Raw genomic sequence first — 15,657 nt, 5'->3', positions numbered from 1 at the left:
GTCCGGGCCTTTTACCGGCCGCCTGCGACCAGTTAACACTAGCAAAATTACGTAGCGCCAACAGCGAATTGGCGCTGCCTTGGTCCTTGTTTTTGACACCTGCCAAGCCTAGGTTTCGGTGAAGATCGGCCGGTCCCCGGCCATGCGCGTTTGGAGGGTTGCAGGATGGGTTCACTCAGCATTTGGCACTGGGTCCTGGTGATCGCAGTGGTCCTGCTGCTGTTCGGTCGCGGCAAGATCTCGGATCTGATGGGCGACGTGGCGCAGGGCATCAAGGCGTTCAAGAAGGGCATGCAGGACGACGACAAGGTCGCCGACAAGCCCGAGCCGGCCAAGTCCATCGAGCACAACAATGCCGCGCCGACCGCGGCACGGTCGGACGTCGGCAGCAAGGCCGTCTGAGCCAGAGAGCACGCGAGACGCGGGTAGCGGACCCGATCCTGCGCGCGAGGGATTGGGCCGGCTGCGGCTGGCGTGAACGGAAGACCTCATGTTCGACATCGGGTGGAGTGAACTGGTCCTGATCGGGGTCGTGGCCCTGATCGCCATCGGCCCGAAAGAGCTGCCGGGCGTGCTGCGCATGGTCGGGCAGTGGATGGGCAAGGCGCGCAAGATGGCCGCCGAATTCCAGGGCCAATTCCAGGAAGCGATGCGCGAGGCCGAAATGGCCGACCTCAAGAAGAGCTTCGACGAGGTCAAGGAAGCGGCTTCCGGCTTCGCCGGCAACAATTTGATGACCTCGCTCCAGAAAGACGTCAGCGACGCGCTCCGCGTCGATGCGCTGGACAAGCCCGCCGAGACCTCGATCTCCACCGCTGTCGAACCGTCGGCGACTTCAAGCGAAGCGCTGACGACGCCCACCACGCCGGAAGCGCCGACGCCGGAGACCTTCGTGGAAGCCGAGGCACATGCGGCCGTGAACGAGCCGCTCGCCATTGCGCCGGCCGAGGCGATTAAGGACGCCAAAGCGTCATGAGCGCCGCCGATATCGAGGCCAGCAAAGCTCCCCTGATGGACCATTTGATCGAGCTGCGTTCGCGGCTGATCAAAGCGCTGCTCGGCTTCGGCATTGCCTTCATCTTCTGCTTCTTCTTCGCCAAGCAGATCTACAACGTGCTGGTCTGGCCGTTCGTGTGGATCGCGGGTCCCGAGAACTCGAAATTCATCTACACCGCGCTGCTGGAATATTTCATCACCCAGCTCAAGCTCGCGCTGTTCGGCGCCGGCTTCATCTCGTTCCCGATCGTCGCGACACAAATCTATAAGTTCGTCGCTCCCGGACTCTACAAGCACGAGAAGCAGGCCTTCCTGCCGTATCTGGTCGCGACCCCGTTCTTCTTCGTGCTGGGCGCAGCACTGGTCTATTTCGTCGTGCTGCCCATGCTGGTCCGCTTCTCGCTCGGCATGCAGCAGGCCGGCAGTGACGAGACCGCGCAGATCCAGCTGCTGCCCAAGGTCGGCGAATATCTGTCGCTGATGATGTCGCTGATCTTCGCCTTCGGCATCGCCTTCCAGCTTCCGGTGATCCTGACGCTGCTGGGGCGCATCGGCATCGTCACGTCTAAAATGCTGCGCGAGAAGCGCCGCTATTTCATCGTCGTTGCCTTCGTCATCGCGGCCGTTCTGACCCCGCCCGATGTGCTCAGCCAGTGCTCGCTCGCGATTCCCTTGCTCGCGCTCTACGAGGGCTCGATCATCGCGGTGGGAATTGTGGAGAAGAAGGCTGCAGCTTCGCAAGCCTCTAGCGGCACCGACGTATCGACGCCGGCCAATCCGGCAGAGTAGGGCGCCCCATACTCCGGTGTCATTCCCCGCGAAAGCGGGGAATCCAGTACGCCGCGGCCTATGGGGAATCAGTGATGTTTCTGGAATACTGGATCGCCCGCTTTCGCGGGCGATGACAGCCGTGCTAGGGGAAGCAGCCATTTGCATAAATGCAAATCCAGGATTTGCAGGGTTGCAACAAGCCCCAGGACCACGGCCATGCACGACATCAAATCGATCCGCGACAACCCGCAAGCCTTCGACGCCGGCCTCGCACGACGCGGCCTGAAGCCGATGTCGGCGTCGCTGCTTGCGATCGACGAGACCCGGCGTGCGGCGATCCTGGCTTCCGAGCAGGCGCAGGCGCGGCGCAATGCGGCCTCAAAGGAAATCGGCGATGCCAAGAAGACGAAGGACGAGGCGCGCGCGGCGAAGCTGATGGCGGAGGTCGCCGAGCTCAAGACCACCATGCCGGAGCTCGAGGCGACCGCGAAGGCTGCCGACGAGGAGCTCGCCAAGGAGCTGGCGGCGATCCCCAATCTGCCGCTCGGCGAGGTGCCCGATGGTGTCGACGAGCACGGCAATGTGCAGCGCCATGTCTTCGGCAACAGGCGCAACTACGCGTTCGTGCCAAAACCCCATGACGATCTCGGCGCCGCGCTCGGTGACATGGATTTCGAGACCGCAGCGAAGCTCTCCGGCGCGCGCTTCGTCGTGTTGAAGAAGGGACTGGCGCGGCTCGAACGCGCGCTCGGCCAGTTCATGCTGAATCTACACGTTGACGAGCACGGCTATACCGAGATCAATCCGCCGCTGCTCGTGCGCAACGAGATCATGTTCGGCACCGGACAATTGCCGAAGTTCGAGGACGACCAGTTCTGGGCGATCAAGGGCGAATTGCTCGCCGCGCCCGACCATGAGCGGCTCCGGACCGAGCGTCTCGGGATCATTCCGACCGCGGAGGTGGCGCTCACCAATCTCGTCCGAGAATCCATCCTCGACGAAAAGCAGCTGCCGATGCGGCTGACTGCGCTGACGCCGTGTTTTCGCGCGGAGGCGGGCGCCGCAGGGCGCGACACCCGCGGCATGATCCGGCAGCACCAGTTCACCAAGGTCGAACTGGTCTCGATCACGACGCCGGAGACGAGCAAGGACGAGCACGAGCGCATGCTCGCCTGTGCCGAGGAAGTGCTGCGACGGCTCGAGCTGCATTACCGCGTGATGACGCTGTGCACCGGGGATATGGGTTTCTCGTCGCAAAAAACCTATGACATCGAGGTCTGGATGCCGGGTCAGGGCGACGGCGGGGCATTCCGCGAGATCTCAAGCTGCTCGGTTTGCGGCGATTTCCAGGCCCGCCGGATGGACGCGCGCTCGCGCGGCCCCGATGGCAAGCCGCGGTTCGTGCACACGCTCAACGGCTCCGGCACAGCGCTCGGCCGCGCGTTGATCGCCGTGATGGAGACCTATCAGCAAGAGGACGGCTCGATTGCGGTCCCCAGCGTGCTCCAGCCCTATATGGGCGGGCTGAAGGTGGTCGCACGCGACTAGGCGTGCCGCCAATCTGAAACGGAGAAACGTTTGGTTGCGAAGATCGGGCGGCCGGTTATCCTGCCGGCCACCCGACAACGCGAACCGATCGTTCATGGCCTTGCACCGCGATATCTTCTGGGTCGGCAGACAATGGGCGGTGACGGGTGCCGGTATCCAGGCCGTCGATCAGCGGCTGCGTGGCGTGCTCGACATCGCGATCACGCGGCTCTGGGACGACGATCTGGTCCAGAGCCGGCGCGCCAAGCCCGGTGTGAATGCCGCGGATTTCGACCAGGCACTGTCGCTGGCACGCGAACGCTTTCCGCAGGCGCCGGTGCCGGACGCGTTCGTCGCACAGCTGGAGGCGCTCGGCGTCATCGAGGCTCCCATCGTGAGCCCGGTCGTGCCGGCGATGAAATTGCACGCGGAGGGCCGGCTGGCGCGCTTCCTGCCGCAATGGCGCGTTCGCCGATAGCCGGCCAAGCCGGCAACCGGGTGCCGCCCCCAGCCGGCCGGTTTGCCTGATCGGCCCCGGCCGGATAAGACGGCTCAGACCCGCTTCAGGAATCGACCTTTCCCATGCGCATTCTCTGCACCAATGACGACGGCATCCACGCCCCCGGCCTCAAGGTCCTGGAGGAGATCGCGCGTGCATTGTCCGATGACGTCTGGGTGGTCGCGCCTGAGCTCGACCAGTCCGGCGTGTCGCATTCGCTGTCGCTGAACGATCCGCTGCGCCTACGCGAGGTCGGACCGCGGCATTTCGCGGTGCGCGGCACGCCGACCGACTGCGTCATCATGGGCGCGCGCCACATCCTCGGCGCCAAGCTGCCCGATGTCGTGCTGTCCGGCGTCAACAAGGGCCGCAACGTCGCCGAGGACGTGGTCTATTCCGGCACCATCGCCGGCGCGCTGGAGGGCACCATCCTGGGGCTGCCGTCCTTCGCCCTGTCGCAGGAGTTCAGCGTGGAGACCCGCGACCGGCCGCTGTGGGACACGGCCCGCAAATTCGGGCCCGACATCCTGCGCAAGGTGATCGCCGCCGGCATCCCGAAGGACACCGTCATCAACGTCAACTTCCCGGCCTGCGCGCCGGAGGATGTGCTGGGCATCCGCGTGACGCGGCAAGGCAAGCGCAATCTCGGCTTCCTTAGGATCGACGAGCGCAGGGACGGCCGTGGCAATCCGTATTTCTGGATCGGCTTCGAGCGCACCGCGATGATGGATACGCCGGCCGACGGCACCGATCTCGCGGCGCTCCGCGAACGCTACGTCTCCGTCACGCCGCTCAGGCTCGACCGGACCAACGAGGCGTTTTCCGAGGCGCTGAGTGCGACGCTGAAGTAAGTCCGACGCTGAAGTAATCCGACCTGGAATGGGGCCTAGCCGCCGCGAAGCGCGGCTTCGATGGTCTTGCCGAGGGCGTCGAGCTGAAATGGCTTCTGAAGCGCCGGCCGATCGCGGTACTGCTCGGGCAGGCCCGAGGAACCGTATCCGGTGGCGAAGATGAACGGGCAGCCCTTCGCCTTGATGACATCGGCGACCGGCGAGATGACCTTGCCGTTGACGTTGACGTCGAGAATGGCGATGTCGAACTCGGTTGCCTGGGCGAGCCGCATGGCTTCGGTGATGTCGCCCGCCTCGGCTGCGATCTTGTAGCCAAGCTCTTCGAGCATGTCCGCGACCATCATCCTGATCATCACCTCGTCTTCGACGAGGAATACAGAGCGGCCAGTAAGCCCCGTCGCGGTCATGGTCGAGTCCTTGCCCATTGCCAAAAACGTTCGCAGATAACATGAATCGACGCAATGCGCGTTTCGACGAACGGATGCCTGAAAATGGCCATCGCGGCTCGCCCGTTGCAAGCCAATTTATGGTCAACTACGCCATCCGAAGCCTATCATGGGTTCCCTGAGCCGGAACAGGAATCTCGCGCCCAGGTTGGGCGTCCCGGACCGCAAACACAGCACAAGCAGGCAATGACCCCCCATCAGCACCCGCCGGAAAAGATGATGTTTCAGCTCACGCTGAGGCGTCGGGGCATCAGCGACCAGGCGGTCCTGAGGGCCATGGAGGAGGTGCCGCGCGATCAATTCGTCGACGACGCCGATCGGGACGGCGCATATCGCGACAGCGCGCTCCCGATCGCCTGCGGGCAGACCATCAGCCAGCCCTTTGTCGTCGCCTACATGACCGAGCAGCTCCAGCTTCAGAAGAAGCACCGCGTCCTCGAGATCGGCGCCGGCTCGGGCTACCAGGCGGCGGTGCTGTCGCGGCTCGCCGGCCAGGTGTTGACGGTCGAGCGCTACCGCAAGCTTGCGGATGCCGCACGTATCAGGCTTGAAAAACTCAACTATCACAACGTCGAGGTGATGCTGGGCGACGGACTCAATCTGCCCCCCAATATTGGCCCGTTCGATCGCATCATCGTCACGGCCGCGATGGAGCAGCTCCCGGAGAACCTGGTCGAGCGGCTGGAGGTGGGTGGCATCCTGATCGCGCCCGTCGGCCCGCATCAGGGGGTGCAGACGCTGATCCGGCTGAGCCGGACCGAAGCCGGGATCGAGCGCAAGGAACTCGTCGAGGTCCGCTTCGTGCCGGCGCTGCCCGGCGTGGCGCGGGAGCTGTAGAATTCCGGATTGGCTGCGCTGCCAACATCTTATTGGGAGGGTTAAGCCGTTATTTACTCGGCGCGTGTTTACTTAAAACACCAGTTCTGTTGCGTACGAGTGAGTAACCATGTCCGTTGCCGCCGAGTTGCTTTACTCGCGCCGTGTGCCGCAGGTCGCGGTGCTGGCGCTGATCTCCTTTAGCTTCGCAGGGTGCAGCGCCGACATGTCGTCGCGCATGTCCCAGTCGAACTTCTCCAATCCCTTCGCGCAGGAATCGACCGGTTCGGTGCAGCAGGCCCCGCCGCCGCAGCGTGAGTTGCCGCAATATTCGCGGCCGCAGACGCAGTCCGGTTATTATCAGTCGCAGCCTTTGCCGCCGGCGGTATCCACGCCGCAATCCTACCCCGTTGCAGCAGGCGGTGTGTCCGGAGGCGGACGCGGCGTGAGCTCCTACGCACCCCCGGCGCAGCCGCATCTCGAGACCACGGCCACCGTGCCGCCACGCTCGGTTGCAGCCGCCCAGCCGATCGGCGGAACCAAGATCATCGTCGGCACCAGCGATACGCTCGACCTGCTTGCCAAACGCTATCGCGTCACGCCGCAGGCGATCCTCGCCGCCAACGGCTATAAGGGGCCGCGCGCGCTCTCGCCCGGCCAGCAACTGATCATTCCGCACCAAGCTACGGCGGCTGCGCCCGCGCCGCTCATGGCTTCCGTTGCCGCTGCCCCAGCGCCCGCTGCGAAGCCGGTTGCGGCCGTTGCCGCGCCGTCAAGCACGCACTTCGTGAACCACGGCGACACGCTCGCCAGCATTGCCCGCAAGAACCATATCTCGTCGGCCGAATTGGCCCGCGCCAACGGCCTCGATCCCTCTGCAAAACTCAAGCTCGGCGCCAGGCTGGCCGTGCCCGGGGCCAAGACCGCCGCTGTCGCAGCACCGCTTGCCGCGGCTCCGGTCGGAGCCGCTCCCGTCGCGGGGACGCTGCAGCCGGTTGCTGCCGCGCCTGCGCCCGCCACCAAGATGGCCGCCGTCGCCGCGCCGGTGCAGAGCGCGCGCCTGGCCCAGGCCACCGCCAACGTCGAAGACAAGGCCGCGGACACTCCCGCGAAAGCTGCGGAGACCACCAGCGCGCTGCCGACTTTCCGCTGGCCGGTGCGCGGCAAGGTGGTCACGAGCTACGGCGCCAAGACCAATGGCAAATCCAACGACGGCATCAATCTCGCGGTGCCCGAGGGCACGCCGGTCAAGGCGGCCGAAGACGGTGTCGTTGCCTATTCCGGCAACGAGCTGAAAGGTTACGGCAATCTGGTCCTGGTTCGGCACTCCAACGGCTACGTCACCGCATATGCCCATGCGAGTGAGCTGATGGTGAAGCGCGGCGATACCATCAAGCGCGGCCAGGTCATTGCCAAGTCGGGTCAATCCGGGGAGGTGGCGTCGCCGCAGCTCCACTTCGAGATCCGCAAGGGATCGAGCCCGGTTGATCCGCTTCAATTCCTGAACGGGGCGTGATGAGGCCTACATTGTCTCCCAACTGAAGCTGTCGTCGCCCGGCTTGACCGGGCGACCCAGTACGCCGCGGCCTCTCGATCGATCACAACCGTCTCTGGAATACTGGATCGCCCGCTTTCGCGGGCGATGACAGTTTTGGGTTGGGCTATGACTGTGGCTACGTCGCCGCCAGCTTGACGCCGAGCCGTCCCGCAAGCTCCTGGACGAACTGCCAGGCGACACGGCCCGAGCGCGAGCCGCGCGTCGTCGACCATTCAAGTGCCTCGCGTTCCAGGGCGTCATCGTCGATCTTCACGCCGAAATGGCTGCAATAGCCCCGCACCATGGCGAGATATTCGTCCTGGCTGCACCGGTGGAAGCCGAGCCAGAGACCGAAGCGATCCGACAGCGAGACCTTCTCCTCGACGGCTTCGCCGGGATTGATCGCGGTCGAGCGCTCGTTCTCGATCATCTCGCGCGCCAGCAGATGGCGGCGGTTGGAGGTGGCGTAGAGGATGACGTTCTCCGGCCGCCCCTCGATGCCGCCTTCGAGCACCGCCTTGAGCGATTTGTAGGACGCATCATTGCCGTCGAACGAGAGGTCGTCGCAGAACACGATGAAACGGAAGGATGAGGCGCGAAGCTGTTCCATGAGGGCGGGCAGGCTCTCGATGTCCTCGCGATGAATCTCGATCAGCTTCAGTCTGTCGGCCGGTTTGCGCTCCGCGTTGATGCTGGCATGCGCCGCCTTCACCAGCGACGACTTGCCCATGCCGCGCGCGCCCCAGAGCAGCGCGTTGTTGGCGGGCAATCCGTTGGCGAAACGCTCGGTGTTCTCCATCAGGATGTCGCGCATCCGGTCGACGCCCTTGAGCAGGAACATTTCGACGCGGCTGACCCGCGGCACCGCCGCAAGGCGGCCGTCCGGGTGCCAGACGAAAGCATCCGCCTGCTTGAACGACTCGCGTTCGGCGGCGGGCTTGCCTTGCGCGGAGAGGTGCGCCGCAATCGTCTCCAGCGCGCGAACGATGCGCTGCTGGGAGACGTTTTGGTTCGTCTTGGACGTCGTCTTGGAAATCGTCTTGGAAGCCGCCTTGAGGGCCACCTTGGGACGTTTTGCCGCGACGCCGGCTGCCTTCGCGGCAGGGGTGCGAGGGCCTTTGCCGGCCGGGCTTTTGCTTGGTTTTTGGGGCATGTCCGAAGTTCCTGAGAATGCAGCCTTATCGGGCCTGTGCGCGCGCCGCAAGGTGGCTAAAAGGGCGGTCTGGCAGCGTTGCAATTGGGGCAATGGCCGCTATAGTCCGCGCGAATTTGACCGAACCGGTCGCCATTTGGGCCTGACCGGTTTTCCCCCGTTCTCACGAGGATCGTCCGAATGCTGATTACCCCTGCGTATGCCCAGGCTGCGGGCGCCGGCGACACCAGCGGCATGTTGATGTCGCTGCTGCCGTTCGCCCTGATCTTCGTGATCATGTACTTCCTGATTCTGCGTCCGCAGCAGAAGAAGGTCCGTGACCACGCCGACCTGGTGAAGAACATCCGCCGCGGCGACACCGTCGTGACCTCGGGCGGTCTCGTCGGCAAGGTCACCAAGGTCGTCGACGACGACCAGATCGAGTTCGAGATCGCCGATGGCGTGCGCGTGCGGCAGATGCGCTCGATGGTCTCCGGCGTACGCGCCAAGGGCGAGCCGGCCAAGGAATCCAAGGAAAGCGCCAAGGAAGACGCCGCGTCGAAGTGAGTGCTTCCGCGAGTCTCTCAAGTTTTCCTGCAAATCTCCTGATCTGACAGGTCCAGTCGATGTTGTATTTCACGCGGTGGAAGGCGCTCGGGATTATCCTGACGGCGCTGATCGTGTGCCTCTGCGCGGTCCCGAACTTCTTCCCCGAAGCGCAGGTCAAGACCTGGCCCGCCTGGGCGCAGCGTCGGCTCGTGCTCGGCCTCGATCTTCAAGGCGGCTCCTATCTGCTGCTCGAGGTCGACGGCAACTATGTGAAGAAGGAGCGGCTCGACCAGGTCCGCGACGACGTTCGCCGGACGCTGCGCGATGCCAAGATCGGCTTCACCGGCGGCGTCACCGTGCGCAACGACGCGGCCGAGGTTCGGATCACCAAGGAATCCGATCTGCAGCCTGCGCTCGCCAAGCTGCGCGAGCTGTCCCAGCCGCTGGGAGGACTGGTCGGATCCAGCGGTCAGCGCGACCTGGATGTGACTGACGCCGGCGGTGGCGTGATCCGCCTTACCATCCCGCAGGCCGCGATGCTCGACCGCATGCGCAAGACGATCGAGCAGTCGATCCAGATCGTCGAACGCCGCGTCAACGAGCTCGGCACCGTCGAGCCTGTCATCCAGCGCCAGGGTAACGACCGCATCCTGGTGCAGGTCCCCGGCCTCCAGGACCCGACTCGTCTGAAGGAATTGCTGGGCAAGACCGCGAAGATGGAATTCCGCATGGTCGATACGTCGGTGCCGCCCGATCAGGCGCAGCAAGGACGTTTGCCGCCGGAATCCGAGCTTCTGATGAGCGCGTCACCGCCGCCCACACCCTATGTGGTCAAGAAGCAGGTGCTGGTCGCCGGCGGCGACCTGACCGATGCCCAAGCGAGCTTCGACCAGCGCACCAGCGAACCCGTCGTGAGTTTCAAGTTCAATACGTCGGGCGCGCGCAAGTTCTCGCAGGCCACGCAAGAGAACGTCGGGCTGCCTTTTGCGATCGTGCTCGACAACAAGGTCATCTCGGCTCCCGTGATCCGCGAGCCCATCACCGGCGGACAAGGCCAGATCTCGGGCAGTTTCACGGTGCAATCGGCCAACGATCTCGCGATCCTGCTGCGCGCCGGCGCGCTGCCGGCACCGCTCACGGTGGTCGAGGAGCGCACCGTCGGTCCGGGCCTCGGCCAGGACTCGATCGAAAAGGGCGAGCTCGCCGCCTATGTCGGCTCGATCTTGGTCATCATCTTCATGCTCTTGACCTACCGGCTGTTCGGCGTGTTCGCCAACATCGCGGTGGCCATCAACGTCGCCATGATCTTCGGCCTGTTGTCGCTTCTCAACGCCACGCTGACGCTGCCGGGCATCGCGGGCATCGTGCTCACCGTCGGTATCGCGGTCGATTCCAACGTGCTGATCTACGAGCGCATCCGCGAGGAGTTGCGTGGCGGCCGCAACGCGATCTCGGCGATCGACGCCGGCTTCAAGCGGGCGCTTGCGACCATCCTCGATTCCAACATCACCACTTTTATTGCCGCCGCGGTGCTGTTCTACATCGGTACCGGTCCGGTGCGCGGCTTCGCCGTGACGCTCGGAATCGGCATCATCACCACGGTGTTCACCGCTTTCACCCTGACCCGGCTGATCGTGGCCTGGTGGGTGCGGTGGAAGCGGCCGCAGAGCGTGCCGATCTAGGAGCCTGATCGTGAATCACACTGTTCTCATCGGGCTCGGCGTCCTCATTGCCATTCTCACCGTGGTTGCGGCATTCGGCTGGCTGCCGTCGCTGCGCATCGTCCCCGACGATACCCATTTCGACTTCACGCGTTTTCGCCGGATCAGCTTCCCGATCTCGGCGGCGTTGTCGATCGTCGCGATCACGCTGTTCTTCACCCATGGACTGAATTTCGGCATCGACTTCCGCGGCGGCACCCTACTGGAGGTGCAGGCCAAGTCCGGCACCGCCGATATTGCGGCGATGCGTACGACGTTGGATGCCCTGCGTCTGGGCGAAGTCCAGTTGCAGCAATTCGGCGGCCCCGCCGATGTCCTGATCCGTGTCGCGGAGCAGCCGGGCGGCGACGCCGCCCAGCAGGAGGCCGTGCAGAAGGTCCGCACCGCGCTTGGCGATTCCGTCGACTATCGCCGCGTCGAGGTGGTGGGACCGCGCGTATCGGGCGAATTGCTCGCCTACGGCATGCTCGGCCTGATGCTGGCGATCGTCTCGATCCTGATCTACCTCTGGTTCCGATTCGAGTGGCAGTTCGCGCTTGGCGCCATGATCGCCAACGTGCACGACATCGTGCTCACGATCGGGTTCATGTCGATCAGTCAGGTCGATTTCGACCTGACCAGCATCGCGGCGCTTCTGACGATTTTGGGCTATTCGCTCAACGACACCGTCGTCATCTACGACCGCATCCGTGAAATGCTGCGGCGCTACAAGAAGATGCCGATGCCGCAGCTCCTCAACGAATCAATCAACTCGACGCTGTCGCGCTCGATCATCACCCATTTCACTGTGACGCTGGCGCTGCTGGCCCTGCTGCTGTTCGGCGGCCATGCCATCCACAGCTTCACCGCGGTCATGATGTTCGGCGTGGTGCTGGTCGGCACCTATACCTCGATCTTCATTGCGGCCCCGATCCTGATCTATCTCGGCGTCGGCGAGCATCGCGAGGATGCGGTCGATAAGGCTACGCCGGCGAAGAAAAGCAAGGCATGATCCGAACCGCATGCCCTCGCAGGAGTTTGGGAGGGCAGTAAGCTCATTCGGACGAAGCTCATGGCCGGCGATCCCAACGCACCGCATTTCCCCCGCTCGGCGCCGATCGAAGCCTATGGCAAGGGCGGCTTTGCCTTTGCCGGGATGTCGCATCGGGGATCGCTGCTTTGCCTGCCCGACGCGATCTGGGCCTGGGACATAACGGACCCTGCAAAGATCGACCGCTATTCGCTGGATCGAGTCTTCAAGTCTGCCAACAGCATCGACACGCTCCTGGTCGGCACCGGAACCGGGGTCTGGCTGCCGCCGCCGGAACTGCGCCAGGCGCTCAAAGCGGCGAGGGTGGTGCTGGATGCGATGCAGACCGGTCCCGCCGTGCGTACCTACAACATCATGATGGGCGAACGGCGGCGCGTCGCGGCCGCGCTGATCGCCGTGCCATGAGTGGCTCCGCGCCGCCGCCGGATTCTGCTGCGTTCTGTGCTGACCTCGTGCGCAGCCACGACTTTCCGCACTATGCCGCGACCCTGTTCGCGCCCGCTGCCGAGCGCCGCGGGCTGCTGGCGCTCTATGCCTTCAATGTCGAGATCGTCCGCGTCCGCGATCAGGTGAGCCAGCCCTTGCCCGGTGAAATCCGCCTGCAATGGTGGACCGACATGCTGTCGGGCCAAGTCCATGGCAGTGCCGAGGGCAATCCGGTGGCGGCGGAGCTGCTCCGCGCAATCCGTGATTTCGACCTGCCGGTCGAGCCGCTGTCGCTGCTCGCCGACGAGCATCAATTCGATCTCTACAACGACCCAATGCCAACAATGGCGGCGCTGGAGGGCTACCTCGCGGCGACCTCATCGGCGCTGTTCGATCTCGCCGCCCGGATCATGGGACCACCGTCGGCGGCGGCCGAGCATCTCGCCCGCCATGCCGGGCTGGCGCAGGGCATCGTACAGGTCATCGCCAATCTGCCGCGCGATGCGGCGCGCCGGCAATTGTTCCTGCCGCAGCAGGTGCTGGCGAGCCACGATTGCGACGTGGAAGACGTGTTCGCCGGAAAGGAGACGCCAAACTTGCGCGCCGCGCTGGGCCAACTCTCGGGCGAGGCGCAGCAACATTTGACGACGGCCTTGTCGCTGCTGGTGGAGGTGCCGGCATCAGTGCGTCCAACGTTCCTTCCGCTCGGACAAGCGCGGGCCGACCTCAAGCGCCTGTCGCAACCCGGGCGCAATCCATTTACGCCGCAACCGTCATCGCGGCTGCGTACGCTGTGGACGCTGTGGCGGGCTTCACGTTCGCGGGAATTTACCAAATAGCGGTTGGCTTATCGCCGGAGCCGGGCAAATGCTCTATGCTGTCCTATGGCTGAGTTGTCCCAAACCATATCTTCCGATCTGGGCGGCCTTCCGGTCGTACCGGCCGACATCCATGCCGCCGCCGAGACGATCCGCGGCGCCGTCGTCGAGACGCCCTGTAGCTACAGCCGCACGCTGAGCAATATCTGCGGCTGCGACATCTGGCTGAAATTCGAGAACCTCCAGTTCACGTCCTCGTTCAAGGAGCGCGGCGCGCTCAACCGCCTCAAGGCGCTGACGCCGGAGGAGCGCGCGCGGGGCGTCGTCGCGATGTCGGCGGGTAACCACGCGCAGGGCGTCGCCTATCACGCCAAGCGGCTCGGCATTCCCGCCACTATCGTCATGCCGGTCGGCACGCCCATGGTGAAGGTCGAGAACACCAGGCATCACGGCGCCGAGGTGGTGGTGACGGGCGCCACGCTGGAGGAGGCGGCCGCGTATGCGCGCAGCCACGGCGAAGTCCATGGCATGATCTTCGTCCATCCCTATGACGATCCGCTTGTCATCGCAGGGCAGGGCACGGTCGGGCTGGAAATACTCGAGGCCGTGCCGGAGCTCGATACGCTGGTCGTCCCGATCGGCGGCGGTGGCCTGATCAGCGGGATCGCCATTGCCGCGAAATCGATCAAGCCGTCGCTGCGGATCCTCGGCGTCGAGGCCTGGCTCTACCCCTCGATGTACAATGCCATCCATGACGGCAATTTGCCGGCACGTGGCGACACACTCGCGGAAGGCATCGCGGTGAAGTCGCCCGGCAAGATCACGACCGAAATCGTCCGCCGCCTTGTCGACGACATTGCGCTCGTCAACGAAGCCGAGCTCGAGCGCGCGGTGGCGACCCTGATCTCGATCGAGAAGACGGTCGTCGAAGGCGCCGGTGCCGCTGGCCTCGCCGCGCTGATGTCCGACCCGTCCCGTTTCGCCGGTCAGAAGGTCGGGCTGGTGCTGAGCGGGGGCAATATTGACACACGTCTGATCGCATCGGTCCTGACCCGCGAGTTGGCGCGCGAGGGGCGGCTCACCCAATTGTCGCTCGACATTCCCGACAGGCCCGGCCAATTGGCTGCGGTCGCGGCACTGCTGGCCGAGGCCGGCGCCAACATCATCGAGGTCTCGCACCAGCGCACGTTCTCGGATCTTCCGGCCAAGGCGACGTTGCTGCAATTGGTGATTGAAACCCGCGACAGCGCCCATCTCGACGAGGTCATGGCGAAGCTTGGCGCATCCGGATTGAGTGCGCGCTGTACCTGAGCGTGCATGATCGCCGCTATCGCCGCGTCAAACCCGCCAAATGGACGATCAGCCGATCGATCTCCGCGTCCGTATTGTAGTAGTGCGGGGAGGCGCGCACCACCGGCGGCAGCGAGCGGATTTCGGCATCGATGCGCGTGCTCGACGGATCTGAGGCACCGATCGTGATGCCGGCTGCGGCCGCGTCGCTGACGACCGCTTCCGCCTCGTACCCTTCCACCGTGAAGCTGACGATGGCTCCCGGAGCGCGTCCGAGGTCGCGAACTCTGATGCCGCGAATGGATGCAAGGCCGCCCCGGAGGCGGTCCGCCAGCATGCGGCAACGCCGCTCGATCGGGCCGATCCCGACATCGAGGGCATAATCGACAGCCGCGCCGAGCCCAAGCCGGGCTGCGTAGTTGTTCTCCCAGGTCTCAAAACGGCGCGCATCGTCACGCAGCCGAAAAGCGTCCCGGGAGACCCAGGGTGCGGCGAAGTGATCGATCATTGGCGGTTCGAGCCGCTGCAGCATTTTTCGGCCGACGTAGAGAAAGCCGGTGCCGCGCGGGCCGCGGAGGAATTTACGCCCGGTCCCCGACAACATGTCACAGCCGATGGCCTCGACGTCGACCACCATCTGTCCGACTGCCTGGCAGGCGTCGAGCAGATAGGGGATGCCGTGCGCCCGCGCTATCTTGCCGACGGCTGCAGCCGGATTGACCAGCCCGCCATTGGTCGGAACCCAGGTGATCGCAATCAGCTTCACGCGCTCATCGATCATGCGTTCGAGCGCGTCGACGTCGAGCTCGCCGCTGGCATCGCTCGGCACGACGTCGATCGCGACGCCTGTTCGGTTGGCGACCTGAAGAAAGGCGACATAGTTGGCCGCGTACTCCGCCTCGGCGGTCAGGATCCGGTCGCCCTTGCTGAATGGAAGCGCGTAGAAAGCCATCTGCCAGGCAACCGTCGCGTTCTCCATGAGGGCGATCTCATCGGGCGCGGCGTTCAGGAGGCGGGCGACCGAGCCGTAAACGGATTCAAGTCGGCGCGCCTCGCGGTCGGCGGCGGCATAGCCTCCGATCTCGCTCTCCAGATCGATGTGTTCCTTCATCGCCGCAACAACCGACGCCGGCATCAGCGCTGCGCCCGCGTTGTGGAGATAGGCGAGCCGAGAGGCAGCCGGGGTGTCGCGACGAATTCGGTCGATATCCATCATCCATGCCTCCGCGTCTCGCGATCCTCATGCAT

At 64.6% G+C, this 15,657-nt stretch carries 17 protein-coding genes; 14 read left to right on the top strand and 3 right to left on the bottom strand.

Translation table 11 applies throughout. The features are described from left to right. The first annotated feature begins 165 nt into the window (after positions 1-165). From IVB13_RS01955 to surE, 6 genes are all read left to right on the top strand, one after another. Entirely contained in the window at positions 166-402 is a 237-nt protein-coding gene (locus tag IVB13_RS01955) for a twin-arginine translocase TatA/TatE family subunit (protein ID WP_007610722.1), read from the top strand. Positions 403-490: 88 nt separating this feature from the next. Beyond that, positions 491-976, top strand: coding sequence for a Sec-independent protein translocase protein TatB (gene tatB, locus IVB13_RS01950; protein ID WP_247487476.1), 486 nt, complete (start codon positions 491-493; stop codon positions 974-976). After that, complete coding sequence (gene tatC, locus IVB13_RS01945; protein ID WP_018458028.1) at positions 973-1,785, top strand: twin-arginine translocase subunit TatC; 813 nt, start codon at positions 973-975, stop codon at positions 1,783-1,785. The genes tatB and tatC overlap by 4 nt, the downstream gene beginning before the upstream one ends. A gap of 198 nt (positions 1,786-1,983) precedes the next feature. Then, positions 1,984-3,315: a serine--tRNA ligase gene (gene serS, locus IVB13_RS01940; protein ID WP_018458027.1), complete on the top strand. Its 1,332-nt coding sequence runs from the start codon at positions 1,984-1,986 to the stop codon at positions 3,313-3,315. Positions 3,316-3,409: 94 nt separating this feature from the next. Next, on the top strand, positions 3,410-3,772 hold the full coding sequence (locus tag IVB13_RS01935; RefSeq protein WP_247392816.1) for a hypothetical protein: 363 nt from the start codon (positions 3,410-3,412) through the stop codon (positions 3,770-3,772). A 104-nt stretch (positions 3,773-3,876) separates the two neighbouring features. After that, entirely contained in the window at positions 3,877-4,644 is a 768-nt protein-coding gene (gene surE / locus IVB13_RS01930; RefSeq protein ID WP_085353192.1) for a 5'/3'-nucleotidase SurE, read from the top strand. A gap of 35 nt (positions 4,645-4,679) precedes the next feature. On the opposite strand, the gene IVB13_RS01925 is transcribed toward surE, so the two are convergent. Next, on the bottom strand, positions 4,680-5,051 hold the full coding sequence (locus IVB13_RS01925) for a response regulator (RefSeq protein ID WP_007590670.1): 372 nt from the start codon (positions 5,049-5,051) through the stop codon (positions 4,680-4,682). Positions 5,052-5,276: 225 nt separating this feature from the next. Between IVB13_RS01925 and IVB13_RS01920 the strand changes: the two genes are divergently transcribed. Together IVB13_RS01920 and IVB13_RS01915 are read left to right on the top strand one after the other, a co-directional pair. Beyond that, positions 5,277-5,927, top strand: coding sequence for a protein-L-isoaspartate(D-aspartate) O-methyltransferase (locus tag IVB13_RS01920; RefSeq protein ID WP_026233485.1), 651 nt, complete (start codon positions 5,277-5,279; stop codon positions 5,925-5,927). Between the two features lie 109 nt (positions 5,928-6,036). Further along, positions 6,037-7,422 (top strand): LysM peptidoglycan-binding domain-containing M23 family metallopeptidase, encoded by a 1,386-nt coding sequence (locus IVB13_RS01915; protein ID WP_247487474.1) that lies wholly within the window; start codon positions 6,037-6,039, stop codon positions 7,420-7,422. Between the two features lie 157 nt (positions 7,423-7,579). Here the strand turns inward: IVB13_RS01915 and IVB13_RS01910 are convergent, their stop codons facing one another. Continuing rightward, entirely contained in the window at positions 7,580-8,596 is a 1,017-nt protein-coding gene (locus tag IVB13_RS01910) for an ATP-binding protein (protein ID WP_018458021.1), read from the bottom strand. A gap of 180 nt (positions 8,597-8,776) precedes the next feature. On the opposite strand from IVB13_RS01910, the gene yajC reads away from it, so the two are divergent. The 6 genes from yajC to IVB13_RS01880 are packed head-to-tail and all read left to right on the top strand — an operon-like array spanning position 8,777 to position 14,430. Then, entirely contained in the window at positions 8,777-9,142 is a 366-nt protein-coding gene (yajC, locus tag IVB13_RS01905) for a preprotein translocase subunit YajC (protein ID WP_007610701.1), read from the top strand. 59 nt (positions 9,143-9,201) lie between these two features. Then, complete coding sequence (gene secD, locus IVB13_RS01900) at positions 9,202-10,806, top strand: protein translocase subunit SecD (protein WP_018458020.1); 1,605 nt, start codon at positions 9,202-9,204, stop codon at positions 10,804-10,806. Between the two features lie 10 nt (positions 10,807-10,816). Then, the gene (secF, locus tag IVB13_RS01895) at positions 10,817-11,836 is read left to right on the top strand and encodes a protein translocase subunit SecF (protein ID WP_018458019.1); all 1,020 of its coding nucleotides are present in this window, start codon (positions 10,817-10,819) and stop codon (positions 11,834-11,836) included. 60 nt (positions 11,837-11,896) lie between these two features. After that, positions 11,897-12,280, top strand: coding sequence for an Mth938-like domain-containing protein (locus IVB13_RS01890; protein WP_018458018.1), 384 nt, complete (start codon positions 11,897-11,899; stop codon positions 12,278-12,280). Then, complete coding sequence (locus tag IVB13_RS01885) at positions 12,277-13,140, top strand: phytoene/squalene synthase family protein (RefSeq protein WP_018458017.1); 864 nt, start codon at positions 12,277-12,279, stop codon at positions 13,138-13,140. Before IVB13_RS01890 ends, IVB13_RS01885 begins: the two co-directional genes overlap by 4 nt. Positions 13,141-13,185: 45 nt before the next feature. Beyond that, positions 13,186-14,430, top strand: a complete 1,245-nt coding sequence (locus IVB13_RS01880) for a threonine ammonia-lyase (RefSeq protein WP_018458016.1) — start codon at positions 13,186-13,188, stop codon at positions 14,428-14,430. Between the two features lie 16 nt (positions 14,431-14,446). Here the strand turns inward: IVB13_RS01880 and IVB13_RS01875 are convergent, their stop codons facing one another. Next, positions 14,447-15,625, bottom strand: coding sequence for an aminotransferase class V-fold PLP-dependent enzyme (locus tag IVB13_RS01875; RefSeq protein WP_018458015.1), 1,179 nt, complete (start codon positions 15,623-15,625; stop codon positions 14,447-14,449). Positions 15,626-15,657 lie beyond the last annotated feature (32 nt).

Source organism: Bradyrhizobium sp. 17 (genome assembly GCF_023073515.1).
Lineage (GTDB): Bacteria > Pseudomonadota > Alphaproteobacteria > Rhizobiales > Xanthobacteraceae > Bradyrhizobium > Bradyrhizobium canariense_D.
This window is presented reverse-complemented; position numbering and strand designations above follow the sequence as displayed.

Bases quoted from the DNA above. Each gene is read 5' to 3' on its own strand.
- IVB13_RS01955 (WP_007610722.1), top strand. From the start codon at position 166: ATGGGTTCACTCAGCATTTGGCACTGGGTCCTGGTGATCGCAGTGGTC.
- tatB (WP_247487476.1), top strand. From the start codon at position 491: ATGTTCGACATCGGGTGGAGTGAACTGGTCCTGATCGGGGTCGTGGCC.
- tatC (WP_018458028.1), top strand. From the start codon at position 973: ATGAGCGCCGCCGATATCGAGGCCAGCAAAGCTCCCCTGATGGACCAT.
- serS (WP_018458027.1), top strand. From the start codon at position 1,984: ATGCACGACATCAAATCGATCCGCGACAACCCGCAAGCCTTCGACGCC.
- IVB13_RS01935 (WP_247392816.1), top strand. From the start codon at position 3,410: ATGGCCTTGCACCGCGATATCTTCTGGGTCGGCAGACAATGGGCGGTG.
- surE (WP_085353192.1), top strand. From the start codon at position 3,877: ATGCGCATTCTCTGCACCAATGACGACGGCATCCACGCCCCCGGCCTC.
- IVB13_RS01925 (WP_007590670.1), bottom strand. From the start codon at position 5,051: ATGACCGCGACGGGGCTTACTGGCCGCTCTGTATTCCTCGTCGAAGAC.
- IVB13_RS01920 (WP_026233485.1), top strand. From the start codon at position 5,277: ATGACCCCCCATCAGCACCCGCCGGAAAAGATGATGTTTCAGCTCACG.
- IVB13_RS01915 (WP_247487474.1), top strand. From the start codon at position 6,037: ATGTCCGTTGCCGCCGAGTTGCTTTACTCGCGCCGTGTGCCGCAGGTC.
- IVB13_RS01910 (WP_018458021.1), bottom strand. From the start codon at position 8,596: ATGCCCCAAAAACCAAGCAAAAGCCCGGCCGGCAAAGGCCCTCGCACC.
- yajC (WP_007610701.1), top strand. From the start codon at position 8,777: ATGCTGATTACCCCTGCGTATGCCCAGGCTGCGGGCGCCGGCGACACC.
- secD (WP_018458020.1), top strand. From the start codon at position 9,202: ATGTTGTATTTCACGCGGTGGAAGGCGCTCGGGATTATCCTGACGGCG.
- IVB13_RS01890 (WP_018458018.1), top strand. From the start codon at position 11,897: ATGGCCGGCGATCCCAACGCACCGCATTTCCCCCGCTCGGCGCCGATC.
- IVB13_RS01885 (WP_018458017.1), top strand. From the start codon at position 12,277: ATGAGTGGCTCCGCGCCGCCGCCGGATTCTGCTGCGTTCTGTGCTGAC.
- IVB13_RS01880 (WP_018458016.1), top strand. From the start codon at position 13,186: ATGGCTGAGTTGTCCCAAACCATATCTTCCGATCTGGGCGGCCTTCCG.
- IVB13_RS01875 (WP_018458015.1), bottom strand. From the start codon at position 15,625: ATGATGGATATCGACCGAATTCGTCGCGACACCCCGGCTGCCTCTCGG.